General features: G+C 58.8%; 19 protein-coding genes and 1 pseudogene. 10 read left to right on the plus strand and 10 right to left on the minus strand.

Annotation, left to right across the window (positions count from 1 at the left end; translation table 11 throughout):
• A pseudogene (locus ADS46_RS18755) lies at nt 1–119 on the minus strand (dihydroxy-acid and 6-phosphogluconate dehydratase); the annotation flags it as partial.
• A gap of 202 nt (nt 120–321) precedes the next feature.
• Between ADS46_RS18755 and ADS46_RS10825 the strand changes: the two are divergent.
• The 5 genes from ADS46_RS10825 to ADS46_RS10845 all read left to right on the plus strand — a co-directional run bounded on the left by ADS46_RS10825 (nt 322) and on the right by ADS46_RS10845 (nt 5,948).
• Nucleotides 322–1,341 (plus strand): TRAP transporter substrate-binding protein, encoded by a 1,020-nt coding sequence (locus tag ADS46_RS10825; protein ID WP_066319924.1) that lies wholly within the window; start codon nt 322–324, stop codon nt 1,339–1,341.
• Nucleotides 1,342–1,415: 74 nt separating this feature from the next.
• On the plus strand, nt 1,416–2,027 hold the full coding sequence (locus tag ADS46_RS10830) for a TRAP transporter small permease subunit (RefSeq protein WP_066319926.1): 612 nt from the start codon (nt 1,416–1,418) through the stop codon (nt 2,025–2,027).
• A complete protein-coding gene (locus ADS46_RS10835; RefSeq protein WP_066319934.1) occupies nt 2,027–3,328 on the plus strand; it encodes a TRAP transporter large permease in 1,302 nt (433 codons plus the stop codon). The genes ADS46_RS10830 and ADS46_RS10835 overlap by 1 nt, the downstream gene beginning before the upstream one ends.
• Before the next feature lie 28 nt (nt 3,329–3,356).
• Nucleotides 3,357–4,343: an AraD1 family protein gene (gene araD1, locus ADS46_RS10840; protein ID WP_066319935.1), complete on the plus strand. Its 987-nt coding sequence runs from the start codon at nt 3,357–3,359 to the stop codon at nt 4,341–4,343.
• 30 nt (nt 4,344–4,373) lie between these two features.
• The gene (locus ADS46_RS10845; RefSeq protein WP_066319938.1) at nt 4,374–5,948 is read left to right on the plus strand and encodes an aldehyde dehydrogenase (NADP(+)); all 1,575 of its coding nucleotides are present in this window, start codon (nt 4,374–4,376) and stop codon (nt 5,946–5,948) included.
• A 19-nt stretch (nt 5,949–5,967) separates the two neighbouring features.
• Here ADS46_RS10845 and ADS46_RS10850 read toward each other — a convergent pair whose 3' ends face one another.
• Genes ADS46_RS10850 through ADS46_RS10865 form a run of 4 tightly spaced genes read right to left on the minus strand, consistent with a single transcriptional unit; the run spans nt 5,968 to nt 10,534 of the window.
• Nucleotides 5,968–6,894 carry a Gfo/Idh/MocA family protein gene (locus ADS46_RS10850; protein WP_066319940.1) on the minus strand — a complete coding sequence of 309 codons (927 nt, stop codon included), beginning with the start codon at nt 6,892–6,894 and terminating at the stop codon, nt 5,968–5,970.
• 47 nt (nt 6,895–6,941) lie between these two features.
• Nucleotides 6,942–7,712, minus strand: coding sequence for a FadR/GntR family transcriptional regulator (locus ADS46_RS10855; protein ID WP_066319943.1), 771 nt, complete (start codon nt 7,710–7,712; stop codon nt 6,942–6,944).
• Nucleotides 7,713–7,743: 31 nt separating this feature from the next.
• Entirely contained in the window at nt 7,744–8,685 is a 942-nt protein-coding gene (locus ADS46_RS10860) for a DMT family transporter (RefSeq protein ID WP_066319945.1), read from the minus strand.
• Between the two features lie 46 nt (nt 8,686–8,731).
• Complete coding sequence (locus ADS46_RS10865; RefSeq protein WP_066319947.1) at nt 8,732–10,534, minus strand: IlvD/Edd family dehydratase; 1,803 nt, start codon at nt 10,532–10,534, stop codon at nt 8,732–8,734.
• Nucleotides 10,535–10,783: 249 nt separating this feature from the next.
• Between ADS46_RS10865 and ADS46_RS10870 the strand changes: the two genes are divergently transcribed.
• The 5 genes from ADS46_RS10870 to ADS46_RS10890 all read left to right on the plus strand — a co-directional run bounded on the left by ADS46_RS10870 (nt 10,784) and on the right by ADS46_RS10890 (nt 16,468).
• Complete coding sequence (locus ADS46_RS10870; RefSeq protein ID WP_066319949.1) at nt 10,784–11,860, plus strand: TRAP transporter substrate-binding protein; 1,077 nt, start codon at nt 10,784–10,786, stop codon at nt 11,858–11,860.
• Between the two features lie 83 nt (nt 11,861–11,943).
• Nucleotides 11,944–12,537, plus strand: coding sequence for a TRAP transporter small permease (locus ADS46_RS10875; protein ID WP_066319951.1), 594 nt, complete (start codon nt 11,944–11,946; stop codon nt 12,535–12,537).
• A 3-nt stretch (nt 12,538–12,540) separates the two neighbouring features.
• Complete coding sequence (locus tag ADS46_RS10880; protein WP_066319954.1) at nt 12,541–13,824, plus strand: TRAP transporter large permease; 1,284 nt, start codon at nt 12,541–12,543, stop codon at nt 13,822–13,824.
• A gap of 38 nt (nt 13,825–13,862) precedes the next feature.
• Entirely contained in the window at nt 13,863–15,014 is a 1,152-nt protein-coding gene (locus ADS46_RS10885; RefSeq protein WP_420706126.1) for a fumarylacetoacetate hydrolase family protein, read from the plus strand.
• Between the two features lie 26 nt (nt 15,015–15,040).
• Nucleotides 15,041–16,468, plus strand: a complete 1,428-nt coding sequence (locus ADS46_RS10890; RefSeq protein WP_420706127.1) for an FAD-binding oxidoreductase — start codon at nt 15,041–15,043, stop codon at nt 16,466–16,468.
• A 17-nt stretch (nt 16,469–16,485) separates the two neighbouring features.
• On the opposite strand, the gene hpaI is transcribed toward ADS46_RS10890, so the two are convergent.
• From hpaI to ADS46_RS10915, 5 genes are all read right to left on the minus strand, one after another.
• On the minus strand, nt 16,486–17,253 hold the full coding sequence (hpaI, locus tag ADS46_RS10895; RefSeq protein ID WP_066319959.1) for a 4-hydroxy-2-oxoheptanedioate aldolase: 768 nt from the start codon (nt 17,251–17,253) through the stop codon (nt 16,486–16,488).
• A 173-nt stretch (nt 17,254–17,426) separates the two neighbouring features.
• Nucleotides 17,427–18,653, minus strand: coding sequence for a WD40 repeat domain-containing protein (locus ADS46_RS10900; protein ID WP_199825222.1), 1,227 nt, complete (start codon nt 18,651–18,653; stop codon nt 17,427–17,429).
• Nucleotides 18,646–20,550: an alpha/beta hydrolase gene (locus tag ADS46_RS10905; RefSeq protein WP_066319964.1), complete on the minus strand. Its 1,905-nt coding sequence runs from the start codon at nt 20,548–20,550 to the stop codon at nt 18,646–18,648. The genes ADS46_RS10900 and ADS46_RS10905 overlap by 8 nt, the downstream gene beginning before the upstream one ends.
• Nucleotides 20,543–21,352, minus strand: coding sequence for a DUF4123 domain-containing protein (locus ADS46_RS10910; protein WP_066319966.1), 810 nt, complete (start codon nt 21,350–21,352; stop codon nt 20,543–20,545). Before ADS46_RS10910 ends, ADS46_RS10905 begins: the two co-directional genes overlap by 8 nt.
• Nucleotides 21,337–22,950: type VI secretion system Vgr family protein (locus ADS46_RS10915; protein WP_066319969.1), on the minus strand; the 1,614-nt coding region annotated here is incomplete at its 5' end. The genes ADS46_RS10915 and ADS46_RS10910, both read right to left, overlap by 16 nt.

The raw sequence follows: 22,950 nt of genomic DNA on the forward strand, positions 1-22,950 counted from the left end.
CCCTGGAACTCATGGTCAGGAATGCCCTGATTCTTCATCCAGCTGCGGTACATGAAGCCGTTCTTGTCGGCAGTGCCGAACCACTCTGCGCTACGCAGCGGACGGTGACGTTTGACCATGAGGTTAACTCCTTGTTTTGAATCAGTGACGGCTGAAGACCTGAGAGCGCCTGCGCCGAATGTGCAAAACCCTAAACTACCTACCCATACTGGTCGACCATACAAAAGTATATGTTGAACAATTGCTCTTAATGTTCAACATTACCCTCGCACGAACTATCAAATAGTCGCTTCACAACAACAAAGGTGAGGAATTCGAGCCATGCTCAAAACGAAATACAGCTCGCTACTGACCGGCTCAGTGCTCCTGTTGGGTCTCTCGGCGGCTCAGGCAGCCGAATACGAATGGAAATTTCAGGCGTCAGAAACCTCGGGCGAACCCAGTTTCAAGATCAAACAGGAGTGGGCCGACAAGATCACGACAATGACCGACGGCCGGGTTGAGATCGAGGTAATGCCGATCAACTCCGTGGTGGGGCCGACCGAGACGCTGACCGCGGTTAGTTCGGGTATCCTTCAGGGTCATATGACCGACCCCAGCTACTTCTCCGGCCAGGATCCCGCTTTCGGCATGCTCGGCAACCTTGTCGGTGCCTGGCAGAACCCCTATGACTTCCTGGAATACATGAAGTACGGCGGCGGTGAAGAGCTCTACAACGAACTGGTCGAGCCCTATGGCAGCCACCTGATAGCCGCCGCCACCTTCCCGTTAGAGTCGGTGCCTTCCACTGTTCCCATTGAATCGATCGAGGATTTCGAGGGCCTCAAGATCCGTGCACCGCAAGGCATGGTGTACAACATCTTTGAGCGCATCGGTGCCACGCCGGTCAACCTGCCGGGCTCCGAGGTGTATACCGGGCTGGAGAAAGGCGTGATCGACGCCGCAGACTCCACGGTACTCTCGAATAACGACGCCATGGGCCTGCACGCTTTCGCCCCTTATCCGCTGTATCCAGGCTTTCACTCCATGCCGATGATCGCCGTGTCGATCAATAAGGATATCTGGGATGGCCTCCCCGAAGAGTTGCAGACGACGTTGCAAACGGCCTTTGACGGCATGGCCTATGACCTGATTGCCCGCCTCAAGGAGCAGGATATCGAGACGCTGCAACGGCTTCAGGAGGACCCTGACGTACACCCCTTCAACCTGCCGGAAGAAGAGCGTCAGAAGTTCCGTACCGCGGCAGAGCAGGAGTGGCAAGAGTGGGCCGGCGAGAATGAAATGACCCAAAAGATCTACGACTCCGCCACCGCCTTTTTGCGCTCGCGCAATCTGCTTTAACTCAGCGTCATTTAACTAACCATCGCATCGCTCGGGGAATTCATCGACCCGAGCGATGTGCGTAGAGTCGCGCCATGTCTCAAAAAACACCTGACAATCAATACCGCTCTCCTCCCACTCACGATCTTCCCGAGATCCTCGAAACGGTGGAGGAGATCTCCCCCGAACGTAACGCGCTTGACCGCCTGATCGTACGTGGTGGCAGGGCGATTTCCTGGCTGGTGCTGGTGGCGATGGGCATTAGCGTCGTGGAAGTTTTCATGCGCTACGGTTTTAACAATCCCACCTCCTGGGTACACGAAACCGTGGTCTTCCTGATCGCCGTTATTTTCGTGCTGGGCGGCCCAGCAGCCATGGCGCGCAATAGTCATATTCGCGTCAAGGTGCTCTACGACAGCGCAGGGCCAACATTAAAGTGCTGGATGGATCGCTTTAATGACCTGCTGACGCTGATTTTTTGCATGTCGATGAGCTACGCCGCTTTTTACATGTTCTGGGGTGCAACGCATAACCCGCTCGGCGAATGGTCGCTGGAACGCTCCGGCACCTCCTGGAATCCGCCCTTTCCTGCCATGGTCAAGGGCATGATTTTCTTTGCTCTGACACTGATGACACTGCAGGCCTTGCTGCATCTATGGCAATCGCTTAAGGCGAAGCCCCGTACCGGCACCGAGGAGACGCGCTGATGGATATTTCAACCGCAACGATCCTCATGGTGGGGGCTATTTTCGCGCTGCTGGTTACCGGTCTTCCATTGGCGTTTATCACCGGCCTGGTGGCCATGGCCTTTACCTTTGGCTGGTTCGGCGAGGCGGCGCTGCCGCTGGTCACCAGCCGCGTCTATGGGTTTATCACCGAGTATTCGCTGGTGGCAGTGCCCATGTTCGTGTTGATGGCGTCACTCCTGGACCGATCCGGCATCGCCAAGGATCTGTTCAACGCCATGCGCGTTTTTGCCGGTCGTCTGCCGGGCGGGGTCGCGGTGCAGACCATCGTGGTGGCCTTCTTCCTGGCCGCCCTTTCGGGCATTATCGGCGGGGAGATCGTCCTGCTGGGGATTCTGGCGCTACCGCAGATGCTGCGCCTGGGCTATGACAAGCGACTCTCCATTGGCGTGGTATGCGCCGGTGGCGCCCTGGGCACCATGATGCCACCGTCCATCGTGTTGATTATCTACGGGCTGATCGCCAGTGTATCGATTGCCGACCTGTTCGCCGCGGCCGTTACGCCAGCCATCATCCTGATGGGCTCCTATATCGCCTATGTGCTGGTGCGCTGCCTGAGAAATCCCGCGCTGGGTCCGCCATTGGATAAGGACACCCAGGACAATCCTTTCGCCAGTAAACTGGATGCCGTCAAAGCCATTCTGCTTCCAGGGCTAATTGCCTTTCTCGTGCTGGGCACTATCTACGGCGGCATCGCCTCGGTCACCGAAGCGGCAGCCATGGGCGTTTTCGGCGTACTGCTCGCCACCATGGTGCGCGGCGAGTTCACCCCCAGCATGCTGCATCATAGCCTCGGCCAGACCATGAACACCTGCGGCATGATCATCTGGATCGGCATCGGTGCCGCCGCCCTGGTAGGTGTTTACAACCTGATGGGGGGCAACCGCTTTGTGTCGAGTTTGATACTCGGGCTCGACGTCGCGCCGATTGTGATCATCCTGGTGATGATGGCTATCATGCTGGTACTCGGGCTATTTCTCGACTGGATCGGGATCGCCATGCTGGCCCTGCCGATCTTTCTGCCCATCGTCACTCAACTGGGTTTCGACCCGATCTGGTTCGGTATTCTGTTCGCCGTCAATATGCAGGTGTCGTTTCTGTCACCGCCCTTCGGGCCCGCCGCCTTCTACCTTAAAAGCGTGGCACCGCCGGATATCAGCCTGAAGGATATCTACCTGTCTGTACTACCCTTTATGGCTATTCAGCTGTGCATACTCGCGGCGCTATTGATGTGGCCGCAACTGGCCATTTGGCCACTATGATAACCGCCACCTGCATGAGGAGAACGCCATGCGAATAATTCAGTGTGACCACCAGGGCCAGGTTCGCGCCGCGCTGGTCGAGAGCGACGAGCAGGTCAGACTGCTCGACGGCGACACCTACACCCTGGCCAACCGGGCGATTAGCGCCGGTAAGCCGCTCAGCGAGATAGTGACGGAAGCGCTGACCGACACCCGCCTTGATTACCAGGCGCTGGTCGACGATAAGCGCCTGCTGCCACCGCTGACGCATAGCGACCCGGCGCACTGCCTGGTGACCGGCACTGGCCTCACTCACCTGGGCAGTGCCGATACCCGCTCGGCGATGCACGCTAAAGCTCAGGCCGCGGAAGAAGATATGACCGACTCCATGCGCATGTTCAAGCTGGGCGTGGAAGGCGGAAAACCCGACGCAGGCCAGCCAGGCGCGCAGCCGGAGTGGTTCTACAAGGGCGATGGCCAGTGCGTGGTGGCCCCGGAAGCAGCGATCCCCTCCCCCGCCTTTGCTGAAGATGCGGGCGAGGAGCCCGAGCTGGCAGGCCTTTACGTGATTGGCAACGATGGCCAACCCTGGCGAGTCGGCTATGCTTTGGGTAACGAGTTCTCAGACCACGTCACGGAGCGCTTCAACTACCTGTGGCTGGCCCACTCCAAGCTACGCGCCTGCAGTTTTGGGCCCGAGCTGTTGATTGGCGAGCTGCCCGCGCACCTGGAGGGCACCAGCCGTATCCAGCGCAGTGGCGAAACCGTGTGGGACAAACCCTTTTTAACCGGCGAGGCCAATATGGCCCACAGCTTGGCCAACCTGGAGTATCACCACTTTAAATACCCGGGTTTCCGCCGCCCCGGCGATGTGCATGTGCACTTTTTCGGCACCGCAACGCTGAGCTTCGCCGACGGCATCAAGGTGCGCGAAGGCGATCGCTTTGAGATCAATATCCATGAATTTGGCCGCGCCCTGCGCAACCCGCTACGGGTTGAAGCAGACGCACCAGCCATCAGCGTGAAACCGCTTTAACAACTGATTTTCACACCAGCAGGAGGTTGTATGACTCTGGAAGGCAAACTACTTATTGGCCAGCAGGCCATCAGCGGTAAACAGGCGGACATTCAAGCCGTCAATCCCGCCACCGGCAAGGCCCTGGACCCCGTCTACCCCGGCGGTGGCAAAGCGGAAGTCGAGCAGGCGTGTGAACTTGCCGAAGCGGCGTACGCCACTTACCGCGAAACCTCGCTTGAAGACCGCGCCGTGTTCCTGGAGACCATCGCCAGCGAGATCGAGGCAATCGGCGAAGAACTGACCGAGCGTGGCGTCGCCGAAACCGGCCTCCCTGAAGCGCGCCTGCAGGGCGAACGTGGCCGCACCTGCGGCCAGCTACGCTTGTTCGCCAACGTGGTACGGGCTGGCGAGTGGCTCGATGTGCGCATTGACCCCGCGCTGCCCGACCGCGAACCGATGCCGCGTGTCGACCTGCGCCAGCGGCATATTGGCCTTGGCCCGGTAGCCGTGTTTGGCGCCAGCAACTTCCCGCTGGCCTTTAGTGTGGCCGGTGGCGACACTGCCTCGGCATTGGCCGCTGGCTGCCCGGTCGTGGTCAAGGGCCACTCCGCCCACCCCGGCACCTCCGAGTTGGTCGGCCGCGCCATTCAGCGCGCCGTCGCCAAGTGCAACCTGCCTGAAGGCGTCTTTTCGCTGCTGTTTGGTTCCGGCAAGGAGATTGGTCAGGCGCTGGTCGCCGACCCGCGCATTCAGGCGGTGGGCTTCACCGGCTCACGCAGTGGCGGTACGGCTTTAATGGCCACCGCCCAGGCGCGGCCTCAGCCGATCCCGGTCTATGCCGAGATGAGCTCCATCAACCCGGTGTTCCTGCTGCCGGAAGCGCTCAAGGCACGCGCCAACGCCATCGCCGAAGGCTTCGTCGGTTCCCTCAACATGGGCGCCGGTCAGTTCTGCACCAACCCTGGCCTGGTGATCGGGGTGAAGGGTGCCGATCTTGATACCTTCATCGATAGCGCTGGCAAAGGCGTCAAAGGGAGTGCCGCCCAGACCATGCTCACACCGGGCGTTCATGGTGCCTACAACGATGGCATCGGTGCCCTGGCTAATCATCCCAACGTTCGCAACGTCGCCCGTGGTCAGGCTGGCGAAGGCCCGAATGCTTGCCAAAGCGGGCTATTTGTCGCTAGTGCGACCGACTTCCTGGCGGATGAGGCTCTGCAAGCCGAAGTATTCGGTGCCAGCTCGCTGGTCATTGAATGCGCCGACATCGACGAAATGCAGCGGGTCGCTTCCCAGGTCGAAGGACAGCTCACCATTACGCTACACATGGATGACGGCGACCTGGCGACCGCCAAGCAACTGCTGCCCACCCTGGAGCGCAAGGCGGGCCGGATTCTGGCCAACGGCTGGCCAACCGGGGTGGAAGTATGCCACGCCATGGTGCACGGCGGCCCTTATCCGGCGACGTCGGACTCCCGCACCACCTCAGTAGGCAGCGCGGCGATTTTCCGCTTCCTGCGCCCGGTGTGCTACCAGGCGTTGCCGGAAGGGTTACTGCCCGAGGCGCTCCGTGACGGCAACCCCTATGGCGTCTCACGCCTGGTCGATGGCAAGCGTGAATAAACGAGCGTCACTTGAGACGTTACTCGATAAAGGCGTCGGTGGTTTCACGATGACCGTATAGAAACGCATCGGCGACCTGGCGCAGCGGGGCAATATCCACCTCGCTGCGTTTTTTTGCGATCAACTCGCCAAACCGGGCATAGAGGCCTTGATATTCGCGCTCTTCAGCGTCGATGAGAACGTCGCCGTCAATCACTAAACGGCATCCGCCCTGAGTAAGGCTCAGGCGGCTTCCATCACTGTCGATATGCATATCCCAGGTGGGCGGGCCGGGCTGACGAAAGTCAAAATCAGCCTCAATCGCCGCGCCTTCTGGATCGGTGAAGGAGAGCTCCGCTGCAATGGGGGTTTGCGCATTACTGGGTACCTGCAGCCGTGCTTTTTGCAGGAAAAATGGCTGCGGCAAAATAGCGGTGGCAATCGACAGCGCGTTAATACCCGGGTCAAATACGCCCATGCCACCGACCTCCCATATCCACGCCTGGCCTGGGTGCCATACCCGCACGTCTTCCTTCCATTCGATCTCTACCCGCTGCACATGACGCTCACTCAACCACTGCCGGGCCTGAGCCACGCCGGGGGCAAACCGCGAATGCCAGGCGGCAAACAGGCTAACGCCCTGCCGGGAAGCGGTGGCAATCAGGTCCTCCACTTCGCTTAGCGTTGCCCCTGGCGGCTTTTCCAGCAGCACGTGCTTGCCGCGCAAGAGCGCCGCCCGCGCCTGGGAGTAACGCAGGTGGGTTGGCGTGCAGATCGCCACGGCGTCGATGTCTGGATGGGCATCCAGCATCGCTTCCAGGCCTTGATAGCCAGGTAAATCCGGCAATGAAGCATAAGGATCCGCCGTGGCGACAAGCTGGCAATTCGGGGTGGCGGCTATCGCCGGCAGGTGCTGGTCGCGGACGATCTTGCCCACGCCAACCAGGCCAAGGGTGAAGTCAGACATACGCTTACCTCAATTGAAATGCTCACTATAGAACAGCGATCGGAGGGTCAGTGTGCGGTATGGAGCAGCTCAACAGAGCGCCCTAATGAGCTGGCGCTATGTTCAAGCCCCAGCGCCTCCGCGGTCCCCGCCAACACCGCTTGGGAAGCTAAAAAAGCCTCACGGGGTCGGCGCAACCGAATGCTCTCCATGAGATGTCGATGGCGCTCCAGGCTCTCTTCAGGGTCGGAGGCACTCTCGTTGGACATGGATATCAGCATATAGATGGAGGGCCGCAGGATATGCGATAGCTGCGCCCAGACGATATTGTGGGTCGCCCTGAAAATCGCTTCGTGAAAGGCGATATCGCATTCGCTATGCAGCCGTCGCTCTTCTTCGCAAGTCGCATTGCGCAGGTTCTGCCCCAGGCCTTCGAAGGCTTCCTCGATGGCAAGCAGATCCCGCGCCTTGGCACGCTTGGCGGCGGTCATTGCCACATAGGGTTCAACGTCCAGACGAAAGGCGAGAATTTCGCGCTGAATATCCGGGTTGGGCGCCGCATAGCGGGTCAACCAGTCGGTCACCTGGGCATCCAGAATATGCCACTCCGAGTATTCACGTACCTTGGAACCATGGCCGGAGATACGCTCGATAATGCCCGCATCCACCAACTGGCGCAGGTCGCTGCGCACCGCTGAGCGATTGATCGCGAAGCGCTCGCATAGATCCAGTTCACGGGGTACAAAATCGCCAGGATGATAACGTCCTCCAAAAATCTCCTCGGCGAGATGTTCGGCGATACTGGGGCGAGCGGCGGGTTTCCTTAAAGATGAAGTCAATGCGGTAGGCCCCTGTTTCAATTCCTGTCAATCATAACGTATTTGAACGGTCGACTGTCACTGAAATGGCATCAAGCCCGGCTCGCTGTCTCAGCTCCAGCCGCCGTTCATAGAGGCCTTTAGCACTCAATGTACCCAGTACCAGAACGCCGCCAACCATGGCCATCGGCGCTGGCTGTTCGGCCAGAATCCACCAGGCCAGCAGCGTGCCTATCACTACTTCCAGAAGTAACAGCAAACCGACTTCAGCGGACGGGAGATACAGCGGCCCACGCTGCAACAGCGTCACCCCGCAAGGCACAATTATCAGACAGAGCAGGATCACCACGGCTAGCTGGTTGGCGGCTGGCAGGGCCGGTTCGCTCCCCGCCAGCCAAAACAGGCCGGCGACACTACCTACAACAATACCGTTGAACACCAGCATGGGGCTCATATCCACCCCCGGGCGCGTCCGGCAGAGGGTGAAGTTGATCGCCAGGGTTGTCGCCGCCATCAAGGCGAAAGCATTACCCAACCAGGAGCCAGCGCCCGCGTCATCGAGGGCGATCATCGCAATACCCAGCATGCAAATAAAAATTGCCAGCCAGGTACGTCTGGGCAGACGCTCCTTGAGGATAATCCAGGAGAGTACGGCCGCCATCAACGGTGAACTGGCCAGTATCATCAGTACGTTGCCCGCTTTCGTGTACTGGTTGCCCAGCACGAAACCGCAGGTGGTCAGGCTGAACAGCAGCGCAACCGCGATGCCCGTCCAGCCACAGCGCCGGTACGCTGCCAGGGTGCCTCGCCCGTAGCGCATCAGGGCGATCAGCAGAAACCCCAACCCTGAAAGAAAGCCACGCCACATCAAAATTTCTGCATCGGGCAGGTCGGCCACTTTGATCAGCAGGGCGTCCGGCGCCATGATGATTGCGCCACCCGCGGTCAACAGCAGGCCCTGCTGACGATGCGACAAGGTACTCAAATGGCTCATTATGGTGCTTGTCCTTTTAGTGCTAGCTCCTTTAGTGACCGCCCCTCTAATGATTATCCCTGGGCGGATGCTGGCGGGCCACATCGCGATACTTGCTTGCTGTCTCCAGCGTCATACCGCGATCCAGCGGCTCCACCATGCTGCGTTGAATTTCTTGCCAGGGCGTCTGGTGGCCGGGGTAGCGATACCCCCCCTGCTGGGCCAAGCGCTCGCGGCGCGCTTCCAGTTCACCGGCATCAATCAACAGCTTCACTTCGCCGCGCTTGAGATCGACCCGCAGCCGGTCGCCGCTTTCCAGCAGTGCCAAGCCGCCGCCGGTAGCCGCTTCCGGGGAGGCATTGAGAATCGATGGCGAACCGGAAGTGCCCGACTGGCGGCCATCGCCGAGGCATGGCAGGGACTCGATACCCTGTTTGATCAGCGCTTCCGGCGGCTGCATATTGACCACTTCGGCACCACCGGGGTGGCCGACGGGACCTGCGCCACGCATCACCAGGATGGTGCGCGCGTCGATGTTGAGCGCAGGATCATCAATACGCGCGTGATAATCCTCGGAGCCATCGAATACCACCACCTTACCTTCAAAGGCATCGGGGTCGCTGGGGTCATTCAGGAAGCGTTCGCGGAAATCCCAGGAGATCACGCTGGTCTTCATCAACGCCGAGTCGAATAGATTGCCCTTGAGATTGAGGAAGCCTGCGTGCTCGACAAGCGGGTCGGCATAGCGACAAATCACATCGGCATCACGGGTTTCACGGCCTTCCAGATTATCGCCAATGGAGCGGCCATTGACCGTCAGCGCATCGCCGTGCAGCTTACCGGCGGTATGTAGCTCATGGAGGATCGCCGGAACGCCCCCGGCACGGTGGAACTCTTCGCACAGGAAGGCACCCGCCGGCATGACGTTGGCCAGCAGTGGAATCTCATGGCCCAGCCGCTGCCAATCATCGTTATCCAGTTCAATGCCCGCATGACGGGCAATGGCATTAATGTGCACCGGCGCGTTTGAAGAACCGCCCAACGCCGAACACGCCACGATGGCGTTCTCAAACGCTTCCCGGGTCAGGATATCCAGCGGCCTGACATCCTCCCAGACCATATCGACGATTCGCGTGCCGGTATCGTAGGACACCATGGCACGCTCCTTGTAAGGCGCAGGAATGACCGCAGAGCCTGGCAGGCTCATGCCCAGCACCTCAGCCATGGAGTTCATGGTGGAGGCGGTGCCCATGGTATTGCAGTGGCCAATTGAAGGCGCCGAGTCGCTGGCCCGGGAAAGAAACTCGGCGTAGTCGATATCCCCTGCCGCCAGGCGCTTGCGAAGCTCCCAGATAATCGTGCCCGAACCGACCCGCTCGGCACCGCGCCAGCCATTCAGCATCGGCCCACCGGACAGCACAATGGCCGGAATATTCACCGTCGCCGCCGCCATCAATGCCGCCGGGGTGGTTTTATCACAGCCGGTGGTCAATACCACGCCGTCCAACGGGTAGCCATGCAACACCTCCACGATGCCTAAGTAGGCGAGATTACGATCCAGCGCAGCGGTGGGCCGCCGGACATTCTCGTGGATAGGATGCATGGGGAATTCGAACGGCACCCCCCCGGCCGCGCGAATACCGTCTTTGACCCGCTTGACCAGCTCAATATGATGACGATTGCAGGGGGTCAAATCGGACCCCGACTGACAAATACCGATAATCGGCTTGCCGCTGGTCAACTCATCCAGCGTAATGCCGTAATTGAGGTAGCGCTCGATGCACAGCGCCGTGGTGCCGGGATGATCAGGGTTGTCGAACCAGTAACGTGACCGCAACTGCTCTGGAGTTATGCGTTGAAAATTGGCCATGGTGTCGCTCCACGCCTAGAGTGAATATTGAAAGTTAGTAAGCAAGGTACGCCTTCTTCGCTTTCGGGTCGACACATACAAAAGTATATGTTGAACATACAGTAGAAACGTTAGACATTATCCTAGGGATTGCGGTGCTTACCTATCAGAGGCCACGCCGCTGACATACAACTACAACAGACACCACGCTGCAGTTCGCTCGCAAAATACCCTCAGTGAAGCGTTCTGCGGCACGCCAGGAGAGTAACAATGCATTATCTTTGGAAACGCACCCTGTTAATGACCGGTGCCACGCTGCTCAGTTCAGGCATGGCTTACGCGCAAACGCCTGATCTTTCCGACCCGCCCGAGATTGATGGCGAGAAGGTGGGTGACCACGGCAGCGTTACCTTACGCATGGGGCTTGGCTTGGCCGAAAGCTCGCCCCAGTACATCTCCAGCGAGTACTTCGCCGATATTCTTGAGCAGCGTAGCGACGGTCGCATTACGGTTAACGTCTTCCCCAACAGCCAGCTCGGTGACGACGTGCAGATGATGGAAATGCTGCAAACCGGCACGCTGGATATGACCTATCCCTCTTCATCACCTGCAACGAGCTACGTCGAGGAACTGGCGGTATTTGACCTGCCCTTCTTGCTGCCTACCCGGGAAGCAGCTGTTGCGGCGATGCGCAGCGAAGCCGCCCAGGAGATGCTCGATGCCTTTGACGGCACCGGCATCAAAGCCCTCGCGTTCTCTGAAAATGGCTTCCGCCAGCTATCCAATAGCGCCCGGGAAGTCTCCTCGCCAGAAGATGTCGCAGGCCTGGACGTTCGCGGTTTGGCCATTCGCACCATGGAAAATCCGGTACATCTGGATATCTGGGAAGCGCTGGGCGCCAACCCCACGCCCATGGCCTTTGGGGAGCTGTTCTCGGCCATGGAACAGGGCGTTGTTGACGGCCAGGAAAACCCCTGGAGCACTATCCTGACTTCCAACTTCTACGAGGTTCAGGAATTCGGTTCGGAAACCCGCCACGTCTACACGCCTTTTATCAAGATGATTTCCGAACGCACTTGGGACGATTTAGATCCTGAGTATCAAGCGCTTATTCAAGAAGCCGCGCTGAAAGCAGCCGATTACGAAATCCAGCTTTCCGCCGAGTACGACGACTGGTCGCGTAATCAGCTTGAAGAACGCGGCATGAAGATCACCCGCCTGGATGACGAGCAAATTGCCGCCTTCCAGGAAGCGGTACAGCCCGTTTATGAAGAGTGGGCACCCCGCATCGGCGAAGACCTGGTAGAGGAATTCCAGCAGATCGCCGAATCGTCCATGACGGAATAAGCGTCGCGTTACTTTCGCTCTGTTAGCCAAGACAAGGGGCACTGGCCCCTTGTCTTGTCGTTATTCGCCTCTGCGGAGAGCTTATGGACTTCCCCGATACGCAAATTCCAGATACGGCGGCCTTTCTCGACGACCCCCAGCGCCAACCGTTGGAAATCGACCCCGAGCAGCGCCAGGGGCCCGCGTTGTTTCGCTGGCTGACGCTGGCCATGGAGCATGTGATTGCGGCATTGCTGTTAGCGTTAATCGTCTCGGTATCGGTCAATGTGGTGGGTCGCGCCGTGTTCAACAATTCCGTGCCCTGGGCCGATGAGCTGGCCCGTATGCTGTTCATCTGGCTGATTTTCATCGGCGCGGCGGCGGCCTTTGCGCGCTTTGAGCACATCGCCGTGGATATCCTGGTTCGTCGGCTACAGCCGCGCGCTGCCCATATGCTGTATCTGCTCCAGCACGTCATTATCATTGTCTTGATGGGTGTCATCATCTGGGGTGGCTTTCTGGTGATGTCGCGTGCATCCGGTCAAACGGCCATCCTGAATGTGCCCTGGAATCTCGTTAACGTCTCATTCGTGCTGTGCGCTTGCTTTATTGGTGCAGTTTCAATCTGGCGCGCCTGGAAGAGCATCCAACAAATACGTTCCCCCAACGCAACGCCGAACGCCGGTGGAGGCTGCTAAACCATGCTATGGATTTTTCTCGGCATCCTGTTTGTTTCGTTAGCTTTGGGCCTGCCGATTGCCTTTGGCTTGGGCATCGCCGCCGTGGTGATGGCGGTGCTCTCTGATATACCGCTCTCGATCATGATCGAGCAGTCGATTCGTGGCGTGAACAGTTTTCCCCTGCTGGCCATTCCGTTCTTTATCATGGTCGGTGAAGTCATGAGCAATGGCGGCATCGCCCGTCGCCTCATGGAGCTGGCCGGTGCCCTGGTGGGTTTCGTGCGCGGCGGCCTGGGTCAGGTGGCGATCACCGGCTCGATGTTCTTCGGTGGCATTAGTGGCTCGGCCGTCGCCGATACCGCCGCCACCGGGGCGATGATGATCCCCTCGATGACCAAGCAGGGGTACACAGCGCCACAGGCCACCGCCATCAACACCGTCTCGTCGGTCATCGGCATCATTATTCCACCGTCTATTCCGCTGATTTTGTTTGGCATTGTTACCGAGACATCGATCAGCCGCCTGTTCATCGCTGGCATTGTGCCGGGGATACTGATCGGTTTCGGGCTCATGACGACCACCTTCATCATGGCCACCATCGGTTACGCAGGGCAGACCCGTAAATTCCGTTTTGATGTGTTATGGCAAGCCTTCAAAGCCGCATGGCTGGCGCTGGTACTGCCAGTGCTCGTCATCGGCGGCATCATCGGCGGTATCTTCACCGCCACCGAGGCGGCCGTTGCCGCCCTGCTTTACTCGCTGTTCATATCGCTGGTGGTCTACCGCGAATTCAAGATTACGGCGCTCTGGGGCATGCTGATCCGCACTGCCCGCTTGACCGGTATGGTCCTGCTATTGCTGGCCTTCGCCACCGTCATTGCCTGGTTTTTAACCATCAATATGGTGCCACAAACGCTGGTCACCCAGGTGCAGGCGATCACTCAGGACCCCTTCCTGCTGTTGTTGATCGTTGCCGGCTTGCTGCTGCTGGTGGGGTTTGTCATGGACCTGACCCCCGCGATGGTCATCATGGCGCCGATGCTCACCCCCATTGTCGAGTCCGTTGGCATCGACCCGGTGTACTTCGGCGTACTGATGGCATTTATCCTCGGCATCGGCCTTTTGACCCCCCCGGTAGGCACCTGCCTTTACGTCGGTTGCGGTGTCGGCAAGGTCTCCATGGAGCAGCTCGTCAAGGCCATGCTGCCCTACTACGCCACCCTGCTGGTGGTGCTGGTCATCCTGATCGCTTTCCCCGGCATTGTGACCTGGTTGCCTGACCTGACGGCCGTTAGCGGTAACTGATAACTGAGACTCTATATGGATAATAAGGCATGCAAACCATGATAAGTTCACACGAACTCCTGCCGACTGACCTGGAAAAAGCCTTGTTAGTTGGCCGTGTATGGCAGGAAGGTTCACGCCCTGGGCCCGCACTGGTCGCGGTGCGCGATAACCAGGTCATCGATATTACCCCGTTGGGCCCGACCATGGCCGACCTGTTGGAACGTGACGACTTACTGGACGTCGTGCGTAAAGCGGAAGGGCCGAGCCTGGGTAGCCTTGATACGCTACTCACCAACTCTCAGCTGTCTTCGCCGCAAGCGCCTTATCTGCTCGCCCCCTGCGACGTGCAGGCCGTCAAGGCGTGCGGCGTGACCTTTGCTGTCAGCCTGCTGGAGCGGGTGATCGAGGAGCAGGCGGGCGGCGATTCGGCCAGGGCGGCCGAGTTGCGCAGCGACTTACAGGCACTCATCGGCAAGGACCTTTCCAAGATCAAGCCAGGTTCCGAGGAGGCGATGTCGCTTAAAAAAGCGCTCCAGGCACGTGGCGGCTGGTCGCAATACATGGAAGTCGGCATCGGGCCCGATGCCGAGGTGTTTACCAAAGCGCAGCCGCTTTCCTCGGTGGGCTTTGGCACGACGGTAGGCCTGCATCCGGCCTCCCAGTGGAATAACCCCGAGCCGGAAATTGTCCTGGCCGTGGATAGCCGCGGCCAGGTGCGCGGCGCCACCCTGGGTAACGACGTCAATCTGCGTGACGTGGAAGGGCGCAGTGCCCTGCTGCTCGGCAAGGCAAAAGATAATAACGCCTCCTGCTCATTGGGCCCCTTTATTCGCCTGTTTGACGACCACTTCGATATCGACAGCGTGCGCAACTGCCAGGTATCGCTGCGTATCGAGGGTGAGGACGACGACTTCCTGCTCCAGGGCGAAAGCGATATGCGCGAAATCAGCCGCGACCCGCTGGATCTGGTCAGCCAGACCATCGGCGACCATCACCAATACCCCGATGGCTTCATGCTGTTTCTGGGCACCATGTTCTCGCCGATTCAGGACCGCGACGGTGAAGGTCAGGGCTTTACCCATCACCTTGGCGACCGCGTCACCATCGCCACTCCGGATCTGGGCGCTTTGGTCAACCCGGTGGGCAGAAGCGACCAGTTGCCACCCTGGACCTATGGCATTCGCGAACTGATGCGTCATCTGGCCTAACATCCCTATCATCAAAGAGTCGACAGATGGCAATGACGAACGACGACTTTCTTGACGAACTCAAAGCACTGCTTGGCGATAGCGGTGTATTACGTCACCCCAATGATATAGCGCGCTATGTCAGCGATTGGGCGGGGGACACGCTTGGTACACCGCTTGCCGTTGCCCGCCCGGCGACTACCGAGCAAGTCGCCGAGGTGGTCAGGCGCTGCTATGAACACGACATTGCAATGACGCCCCAGGGTGGCCACAGCGGCCTGGTGGCCGGGGCACTACCTGCCGCAAACGGCCAGGAACTGGTCATCAGCCTGGAGCGTTTGAATCGCGTGCGCGCCATTGACCCGGTCAACTTCACCATCACCGTGGACGCAGGCTGCATTCTCGAGAACGTCAAACTTGCCGCCGCGGAACATGACTGCGACTTCCCGCTATCACTGGGCGCCCAGGGTAGCTGTCAGATTGGGGGGAATATCGCCACCAATGCCGGCGGGCTTAACGTCCTGCGCTACGGCATGATGCGCGAGCTGGTGCTGGGGCTTGAAGTGGTGCTCCCCGACGGCCGCGTCTGGGAAGGCCTTGACGCACTACATAAGGACAACCGCGGTTACGACCTTCAACAGCTGTTTCTGGGCAGCGAGGGCACGCTGGGCATCGTCACCGGCGCGGTACTTAAACTCTCCCCACGCCTTACCCAGAACCGCACCGCGCTGCTCGGTCTGCCGTCGGTACAGGCGGTGATCGATCTGTACGGTCTGGCACGCCGCGACTGTTGCGACCTGCTGAACGCCTTTGAACTGATACCCCGCCGGTGCATCGAGTTGGCCATCGAAGCCACACCTGAGCTGCGCGACCCGCTGGAAAGCGCCTATCCCTGGTACGTACTGATGGAAGTAGCGGCCACAGGCCCGGTCGATTTAGGCTCAATGCTGGAACAGCTGCTTGAAGCAGGCATGGAGCGGGAGTGGGTACTTGATGGCGCCTTGGCATCAAGCGATACCCAATCCGCCCAGCTTTGGCAGTTCCGCGAGAGCATGCTTGAAGGCCAGCGACGGCGCGGTGAGCACCTGCGCACCGATATTTCCGTGCCCATCTCGGCACTTCCCGACTTCGTTACCCAGGCGAGCGAAACAGTGATGGCCGCTTCACCCGAGTGCGAGATCATTGCCTACGGGCATATCGGCGACGGCAACCTGCACTTCAATATCCTGCCGCCCAGGGCGATGGCGGAAAGCGATAAAAAAGCCCACCTCCATGATCTGGAGGAACGGTTGTTTGAGGTGCTCGACGACTTCCATGGCAGCATCAGCGCCGAACACGGCATTGGCCGTACCAAGCAAGCGCCCTATCTGGCGCGCTTATCGCCACTTGAGCGGGAGTTGGTCCACAGCGTTAAAGCCCTGTTCGACCCCAAGGGGTTGATGAACCCAGGGAGGATTTTGCCTGCCGGGGAGTAGCCCCGGGTAGACAAATACTAGTTTTTGAATCGCTCCGCCAGTCCGCGCAGAGCGTCTGCGTAAAGCAGCGTATCGATGCCGACCCCGACGAAGGTGCAGCCCGCTGCGAGATAACCGCGAGCGGCCTGCTCATCCACCGTCACAATACCCGCGGCCTTGCCTGCGGCGCGTATCTTGGCGATGGCATTGTTAATCGCCGCTGTCACTTCCGGGTGGCTGGCGTCGCCAAGGTGGCCCATCGAGGCCGATAAATCTGCCGGACCAATAAACACGCCGTCCACACCATCGACTGCCGCAATCGCCTCCAGATTCGCAAGTGCCTGGGGGCTTTCCACCTGCAGCATCAGGCATATTTCGTCATCGGCGCGGGAGAGGTAATCATCCACCTGCCCCCAACGCGAAGCCCGCGCCAGCACATGGCCCACCCCGCGAATACCGCGGGGTGGGTAACGCGTAGCGGCCACCAGCTCAGCGGCCTGCTCTGCCGTTTCTACCATGGGTATCAGCAGGTTCTGAACGCCGATATCCAGATAGCGCTTGATCAACACCGCGTCGCCAGTAGGCGGACGCACGACGGGATGGCTGCCATAGGCCGCCAGCGCCTGCAGTTGGGCTAGCAGGCTCGATAGCTCATTGGGCGTATGCTCGGCGTCAAGCAACAGCCAGTCAAAGCCCGCCGTAGCCGCTATCTCTGCCGCATAGGCACTCGCCAATCCCACCCAGATTCCCGTTTGGGGCTGGCCAGCCTGCAGCTGTCGTTTAAAGGCATTGGACGGCATCTTCATATGGGCTCCTTGGGGTGGTCGCTACTCGGATTAAACCAGCGCACTTCACCCAGATAAGCGCCCAATAGCATTCGATGCAAGCACGAACTAGTGCTGGTGGCATCACCTTGAATGATTTCCCTGCACTATGAAAAACGGCAGCCCGCGGTGTCGGCGTGTAACGCTTTCCAGCATCACCGCCCCACCCACTCCTTCGCTAACGTGCGCTCTTCAGGGTCATAACGGTACACGGTGATACCACCATCAAAGGCATGACCGGTGACCAGCAGGTTGGCATCAGGCGCGGAGTCGATACTCAGGTTGCGGGAGTAGTTATTGACTGAGGGAAAAGGATCCGTGCCTAAATCAAGATACGCCTGGGGCCAGGGGTTGCCTGCCTCGAACAGCGCAGCATAGGTTTGACTGGAGCCATCACTACGATACTGGCTGTATCCAATACGCAGAAACTCCTCGCTGCCATTGATAAAAGCAATCGCAATGGTCGTTGGAGTGGCCAAAGAATAGCGGAAACCTCGATCATTTGGCTTTTCCGCTTCAGGAACAGGAATCAGCTCACTGGTATCCCAGTTTCTAGAATCACCTTCTTCAAACGGCGTATCTTCAAGGTAAATACCCCCATCATAGTCAGCCATTCGATGCCGCTTTTGAGGCTTATCCGTATTCCAGAAAAGCCCGATGGTATTCTCGTCACCACTGACCACCCACTGCCCGTCCGGACTAATGGTGGCATAGGTTTTGGATGAGTTGCCCGGCAATTTAGCCACGGGTTCCAAAGTATCAATACCCCATAAGGTCACCCCACCATAGCTAGAGGAAAAACGGAAATCGTCCTCATCCCGCACTGGCGGGGAGTCTTCGAGCTCGCCACCCGGACTTCCCGAGCCACCGGAAACGAAGAAGTCGCCGCCCATCGAAAGGTTCAAGACTTGCCCGGTACCAGTAAAGCTCGGGCTTTTGCTATCGAGCAGAACGGGCTGTAATTCATCGCCATGCCCATGGTATATGTTCCAGGTCTGGTTGCTGGAAAGGTAGTGCTGTCTATCGGCAGACATCACATGCCCATAGGTCGGGAAGTGCTTAAACTCCTCAACCACTTCCTCATCAACGCGCTGCACATGTACCACATCGTCCTGATCCTGCCACAGAAAAACGTCACCTCCGGGGATAAAATAAGCACTATAAAGATTGGCGTTATCCGCCAGTTTCTCACGCTGCTGGGCGTCTATATCCCATAGCACTAACGCGCCATCTTCGTGGGCAGAGATCACATAGCGGCCATCGCTAGAGACACTTAGCGAGGTAACCGGCTCCAGGCTAGTAAACGCACGCCCCCCGTAAAAGGCCATAGCTATTACAATAACCACGCCTAATAAAAGAAGGATAAGTTTTTGCTTATTCATAGCGACCAAAACGCGATGCCTCCTTGATCCGATTAACAATCCCTTCTTGATAGCTCTTCTCAAAAACTTCATCGCTAGGAATTTTCATTCCCGAATGATCGAATAACCAGAGCGTTTGATTGACGAAATCAAAAGTTTTATTTGCTAGTTTTTCTCTGATTAGATCATTCTCTTTACTCACCTCACCAAACCCGACACTCCCCAACGCTGCACGTGGAGCTTTTCCTGCTCGCCAATTCATGCCCACCAGCCACTGCAGGGTATCGATATAGGCGGCGGCCTGCTCTTCGCTCACCACGGCATGGTGGGCCAGGGGTGCCAACAGGTCATAAGTAGGTAAGGGGTCGGCGCTGGCGATTGCGGCACGCGCTTCCTCAATCGCCATCTCTCTGAATTCCTGCCAAGCCCGTGCAGCGCGGTCCTCGCCATAAGGGTCAGGGCCGACCGGCATGGGCTGAGGCACAGGCGGACTCACCGTATCGGCCGGGGCTTTATCGCTGTAGTAACGGATGAGGGGCGTTGATAGACCGGAGGGGGAAATCCACCACTTTTTGCCGTAGGCGCCTCCCGCCGAACCGATGAGTTCATCCAGCATATCGTCGGCGCTGAAGATATCTTGCACCCAACGTGCGCCCCGCAAAGCGGGGCTGGTGACTTCCGTTACCTGCTGCCAAAAGGAACGTGCGTCCTCAGGCGGCGGTCCGAGAATGCCATCCTCTTCAGAGTGCAACACCACCACCTTGCGCACCGCCTTGTGGGCGTCGGGGAAAACACCCATACCCAAGGGGTGACTATCCTGAGAGACATCATTGACCAGCGCGTTATCGGCAACCGCCGGTTCCCATAAATACACGTTGTCGATCCATTGATGACGCGCCTGTTCACCGAGCAGATTGAGGGCCGTGAGTACCACGCGCGCACCCAGCGAGTGGCTAATGATATTGATGGCAATGCCTGCTTCATCAAGTTGTTCAAGCAAGGCGACCAACCGCCGCCCGGCAGCCATCGCATTGAGTTCGGCCTGGAAGAAGTCGACACTGCCCGTATCGCCCAACCATGCGATTCCCACCATGCGTGTATAGGGGCGCCAGTCTTCTTCGGTCATCCCCGCAGCACGGTTGAGTTGATGCTCCATGTGAACGAACCAGTTGTAGGCACCACTGCCGTTACAATACGCCTCACGGTATTCATCCGACCCATTTTCGGTCGGCGTATGATAGAGATTGTTGGCTATCCTCCCTCTCGTGACAGGTACTTGGATATCTACCTTGTCTATATCTTGAAGAATGGTGGCGCTACTGGCCGTGTGGGCAGTGGTTAATAACGGTTCAGCATTGATATCGGTGCGCTTCTCCCAGGAAACAAAAGTACCGTACTGACCTAGCGGCACGTTGTAGCCATGTAGAAACAGCGTGGCGTTATTGCCCGCCAAACGCAGTTGTTCCAGTTGTTCTTCAGTTAATAAATCGGCCTCGGGCGATGTCATTTCATCGCGCAGATTGAGACTAATAGGCGGGGGCAGATAGGTAGCCTGAATGGTTGTTTCATCTATGGCAATATCGACTTCAGGCGGCGCCGCCGCTGCTCGGCATGGATCCAGCGGCTCATCGTTGACCGCTACCAAATGCAGACCATGGGCATCCACTAGTTGCCAGGCGACCTTGTTAGGCGCTGCCCCTTCATGGCGGCTAACGCCCTCGGCGTCAATGGTCGCGCCGATGGTCTTGCCCGCAGAATCTTTTAAACTGACCAACGTGCCTTCAGGTAGACAACGTCCCAACGTATCGCGATGCACAATCAATACGGTAACGCCCACGCTGCAGTGGGCAGGCATCGTGACGCCCGACAGGCTTGTTCGGCTGGGCTGTAATCGCGGGGGCGAGAGCGTTTCAGTCATCGGGGGCTCCATCCGGTAGAGGGGCTTGCGCACTGACTAACGTCTGTAACTCATCCAGCACGGCCTGCCGGGATCCCTTGTGTGCCTTCAGTTGTTCAATGTGGTTTGGCGAGAGCGGCGCAGGATAGTCTGATGCGGCAAGTAGCTGGCAACCTTCCCAACACGCATATTCTGCCGAGAGAGATAGCGCCTTCATTTGTTGCAACCATTGCTGCACTAGCGCATACGCAACGCCATAGTCACTGGCCAACTGTCTGCAGAACGCTTGATCACGCGCGCATTGCAAGGCCTGCTCGTGGTCAACGGTCAGCCTGAACGTACCCAGCGGTTCCTCATCAGGCGCAGGAGAGTCAAGCCGCCATGCCTCACCGTTGACAACACCCTTCATGGCGGCGATCGGGCCCAGCAGTGCGTGCGTTTCTCCCTCGGTCAACACACTGGCCAACCCGGCATATAGTCGTGAATCGGCATAACGAAACAGGGCAGGAGGCCCCGTTGGTCGCTCTACATGGGTTAATTGCCGGTAATGCGCGGCGACTTCTGGCAGGCTTGCATCGCTATGCAGTTCGATAGAGGCGCCCTGCGCCACCCAGTTGGCAGCGATAACATGAGCACGATCATTGGAAAAGCTGATCAAGATTGGCCCTTGTTGCGCATGCTGGGCGTAAGCCGTTTGCAAATACAGCCGCTCGTAGACAGGGCGTTCGTCTATTTCGAACATTTGCCGCAGCAGCTGTGGATAGAGTGCCAAGTCGATCAAATAGAAGACCGATAACGGGGGCGTGCTTAGCGACATGGGCATTCATCTCCCAGGGCGCAGCGATGCACATTATCGTTATTGCCGTCCTTCAGCCGTTGGCATACCTCAACCACCGCAGCGCCTTGCAAGGCCGCTGTCATTAGCTGATCTTGTTGTAAGGGGGCAATGCGTTCGTGCCGCTCGGTTGCTACATGTCCTGGTAACAAGGCATCGATTACCGCCTGTCCACTCCCAGCACCAGAGCTGCCCCCAGAGTTGATCTTGACCTGGGCGCCGACAATGGTGACGCCGCTGGGGTCGATTTTCAGGAAGCTACCCCCGGCCTCGAGGGTGATCTCTGCGCCAGCATCGATCACCGTTTTGCTGCCTGATTTTTGATGCACTTCCTGTCCTGCTTCCAGCAGGTGTGCTCGGCCAACCTTTTCATGGCGGGTGCCGTCGATAATCAGGTGGTCGTCGCCGTCTACCTTCGTATGGCGATTGTTATGCACCGTGTGGTGATCGTCGTTATCGATCTCGCTGATGCGATCGTTGTGGACCTTGAGGTGGCTGTCGCGGCGGATCTCTTCGGTGCGGTCGTTGAGCGTCAGCAGCTCCAGGTCTTTCTGGGCGTGGAGCCAGATCTGCTCTTCGCCGGCCTGGTCTTCGAAGCGCAGTTCGTTGAAGCCCTCGGCCTTGTGGCTTTGGGTGCGCAGCACCGTGCGGGTCTTGTGTTCCGGCAATGGGTACGGCGCGGTGTTGACGGCGTGATAAGTACGCCCGGTGACCAACGGCTGATCCGGGTCGCCTTCCAGAAACGAAACAATCACCTCATGACCAATACGCGGAATGGCAATGCTGCCGTAACCACCGCCAGCCCAGCCCTGGGCAACCCGCACCCAGCAGTTGGCCGTCTCATTGGGTTCGGCGTAGCGGTCCCAGGGGAACTGGACCTTGACCCGGCCGTGCTCGTCGCAGTGGATCTCCTCCCCTTCCGGGCCGACCACAAAGGCGACCTGGGGTCCATCGACGCGGGGTTTGGGATTCGGGGTTGCTCGCCAGGGGGCATCACCGGGGATCAGCGTGACCTGATTGTGGTAGCGGGTCATACCGTTGGCATCGCCCTGAGACTCTTTACCGACAATCATGCCATCCTCTTCCAGCGCCTGGGGCTGTTCGCCGTGGTGAAGAACACTGATGGCCTGCCAGTCGCGGTTGAGGCTGTCGGTGTCGTGGTCGGTCAGGGTGAAACGCACACCGGGAGCCAGTTCGGGCAGGTCGCTTTCGGCACTGGCGGTGATCGCTTCCCGGCGCAGCTGTTCCAGGCGGATACGGGTAAAGGGCTCGCCGGAGGCGTCCTGCTTGTAGCGGCCAGGGTAGTCGTAGTGTTCGTAGTCCACTTGCTGGCCGTGCTGCTCGACGTCCCGGCCCAGGTGGTCGTGGAGCTGCGCATAGGCGGGATTTTTAAAGCTGTAGTCTTTCAGCGTGGCGGACGAACTTCCCACCCGGGCGGTGTGGCTGAGTTTGCGCACATGACGTGTGGGTGCAGTGCCACCCGCGCGGCTGTGGTAGCTGCGCTCGCCGAGATGGGTCAGTACCTGCGGGTCGTCGGCAAACACCAGCCGGTGAGCGCCTGCGTCACTGTCCTCAAATTCATGGAA

The organism is Halomonas sp. G11 (assembly GCF_001663515.1).
GTDB lineage: Bacteria > Pseudomonadota > Gammaproteobacteria > Pseudomonadales > Halomonadaceae > Vreelandella.

What these genes read in the sequence shown, in the direction of transcription:
- ADS46_RS10825 (WP_066319924.1), top strand. Translation starts at nt 322, where the DNA reads ATGCTCAAAACGAAATACAGCTCGCTACTGACCGGCTCAGTGCTCCTG.
- ADS46_RS10830 (WP_066319926.1), top strand. Translation starts at nt 1,416, where the DNA reads ATGTCTCAAAAAACACCTGACAATCAATACCGCTCTCCTCCCACTCAC.
- ADS46_RS10835 (WP_066319934.1), top strand. Translation starts at nt 2,027, where the DNA reads ATGGATATTTCAACCGCAACGATCCTCATGGTGGGGGCTATTTTCGCG.
- araD1 (WP_066319935.1), top strand. Translation starts at nt 3,357, where the DNA reads ATGCGAATAATTCAGTGTGACCACCAGGGCCAGGTTCGCGCCGCGCTG.
- ADS46_RS10845 (WP_066319938.1), top strand. Translation starts at nt 4,374, where the DNA reads ATGACTCTGGAAGGCAAACTACTTATTGGCCAGCAGGCCATCAGCGGT.
- ADS46_RS10850 (WP_066319940.1), bottom strand. Translation starts at nt 6,894, where the DNA reads ATGTCTGACTTCACCCTTGGCCTGGTTGGCGTGGGCAAGATCGTCCGC.
- ADS46_RS10860 (WP_066319945.1), bottom strand. Translation starts at nt 8,685, where the DNA reads ATGAGCCATTTGAGTACCTTGTCGCATCGTCAGCAGGGCCTGCTGTTG.
- ADS46_RS10865 (WP_066319947.1), bottom strand. Translation starts at nt 10,534, where the DNA reads ATGGCCAATTTTCAACGCATAACTCCAGAGCAGTTGCGGTCACGTTAC.
- ADS46_RS10870 (WP_066319949.1), top strand. Translation starts at nt 10,784, where the DNA reads ATGCATTATCTTTGGAAACGCACCCTGTTAATGACCGGTGCCACGCTG.
- ADS46_RS10875 (WP_066319951.1), top strand. Translation starts at nt 11,944, where the DNA reads ATGGACTTCCCCGATACGCAAATTCCAGATACGGCGGCCTTTCTCGAC.
- ADS46_RS10880 (WP_066319954.1), top strand. Translation starts at nt 12,541, where the DNA reads ATGCTATGGATTTTTCTCGGCATCCTGTTTGTTTCGTTAGCTTTGGGC.
- ADS46_RS10885 (WP_420706126.1), top strand. Translation starts at nt 13,863, where the DNA reads ATGATAAGTTCACACGAACTCCTGCCGACTGACCTGGAAAAAGCCTTG.
- ADS46_RS10890 (WP_420706127.1), top strand. Translation starts at nt 15,041, where the DNA reads ATGGCAATGACGAACGACGACTTTCTTGACGAACTCAAAGCACTGCTT.
- hpaI (WP_066319959.1), bottom strand. Translation starts at nt 17,253, where the DNA reads ATGAAGATGCCGTCCAATGCCTTTAAACGACAGCTGCAGGCTGGCCAG.
- ADS46_RS10900 (WP_199825222.1), bottom strand. Translation starts at nt 18,653, where the DNA reads ATGAATAAGCAAAAACTTATCCTTCTTTTATTAGGCGTGGTTATTGTA.
- ADS46_RS10905 (WP_066319964.1), bottom strand. Translation starts at nt 20,550, where the DNA reads ATGACTGAAACGCTCTCGCCCCCGCGATTACAGCCCAGCCGAACAAGC.
- ADS46_RS10910 (WP_066319966.1), bottom strand. Translation starts at nt 21,352, where the DNA reads ATGCCCATGTCGCTAAGCACGCCCCCGTTATCGGTCTTCTATTTGATC.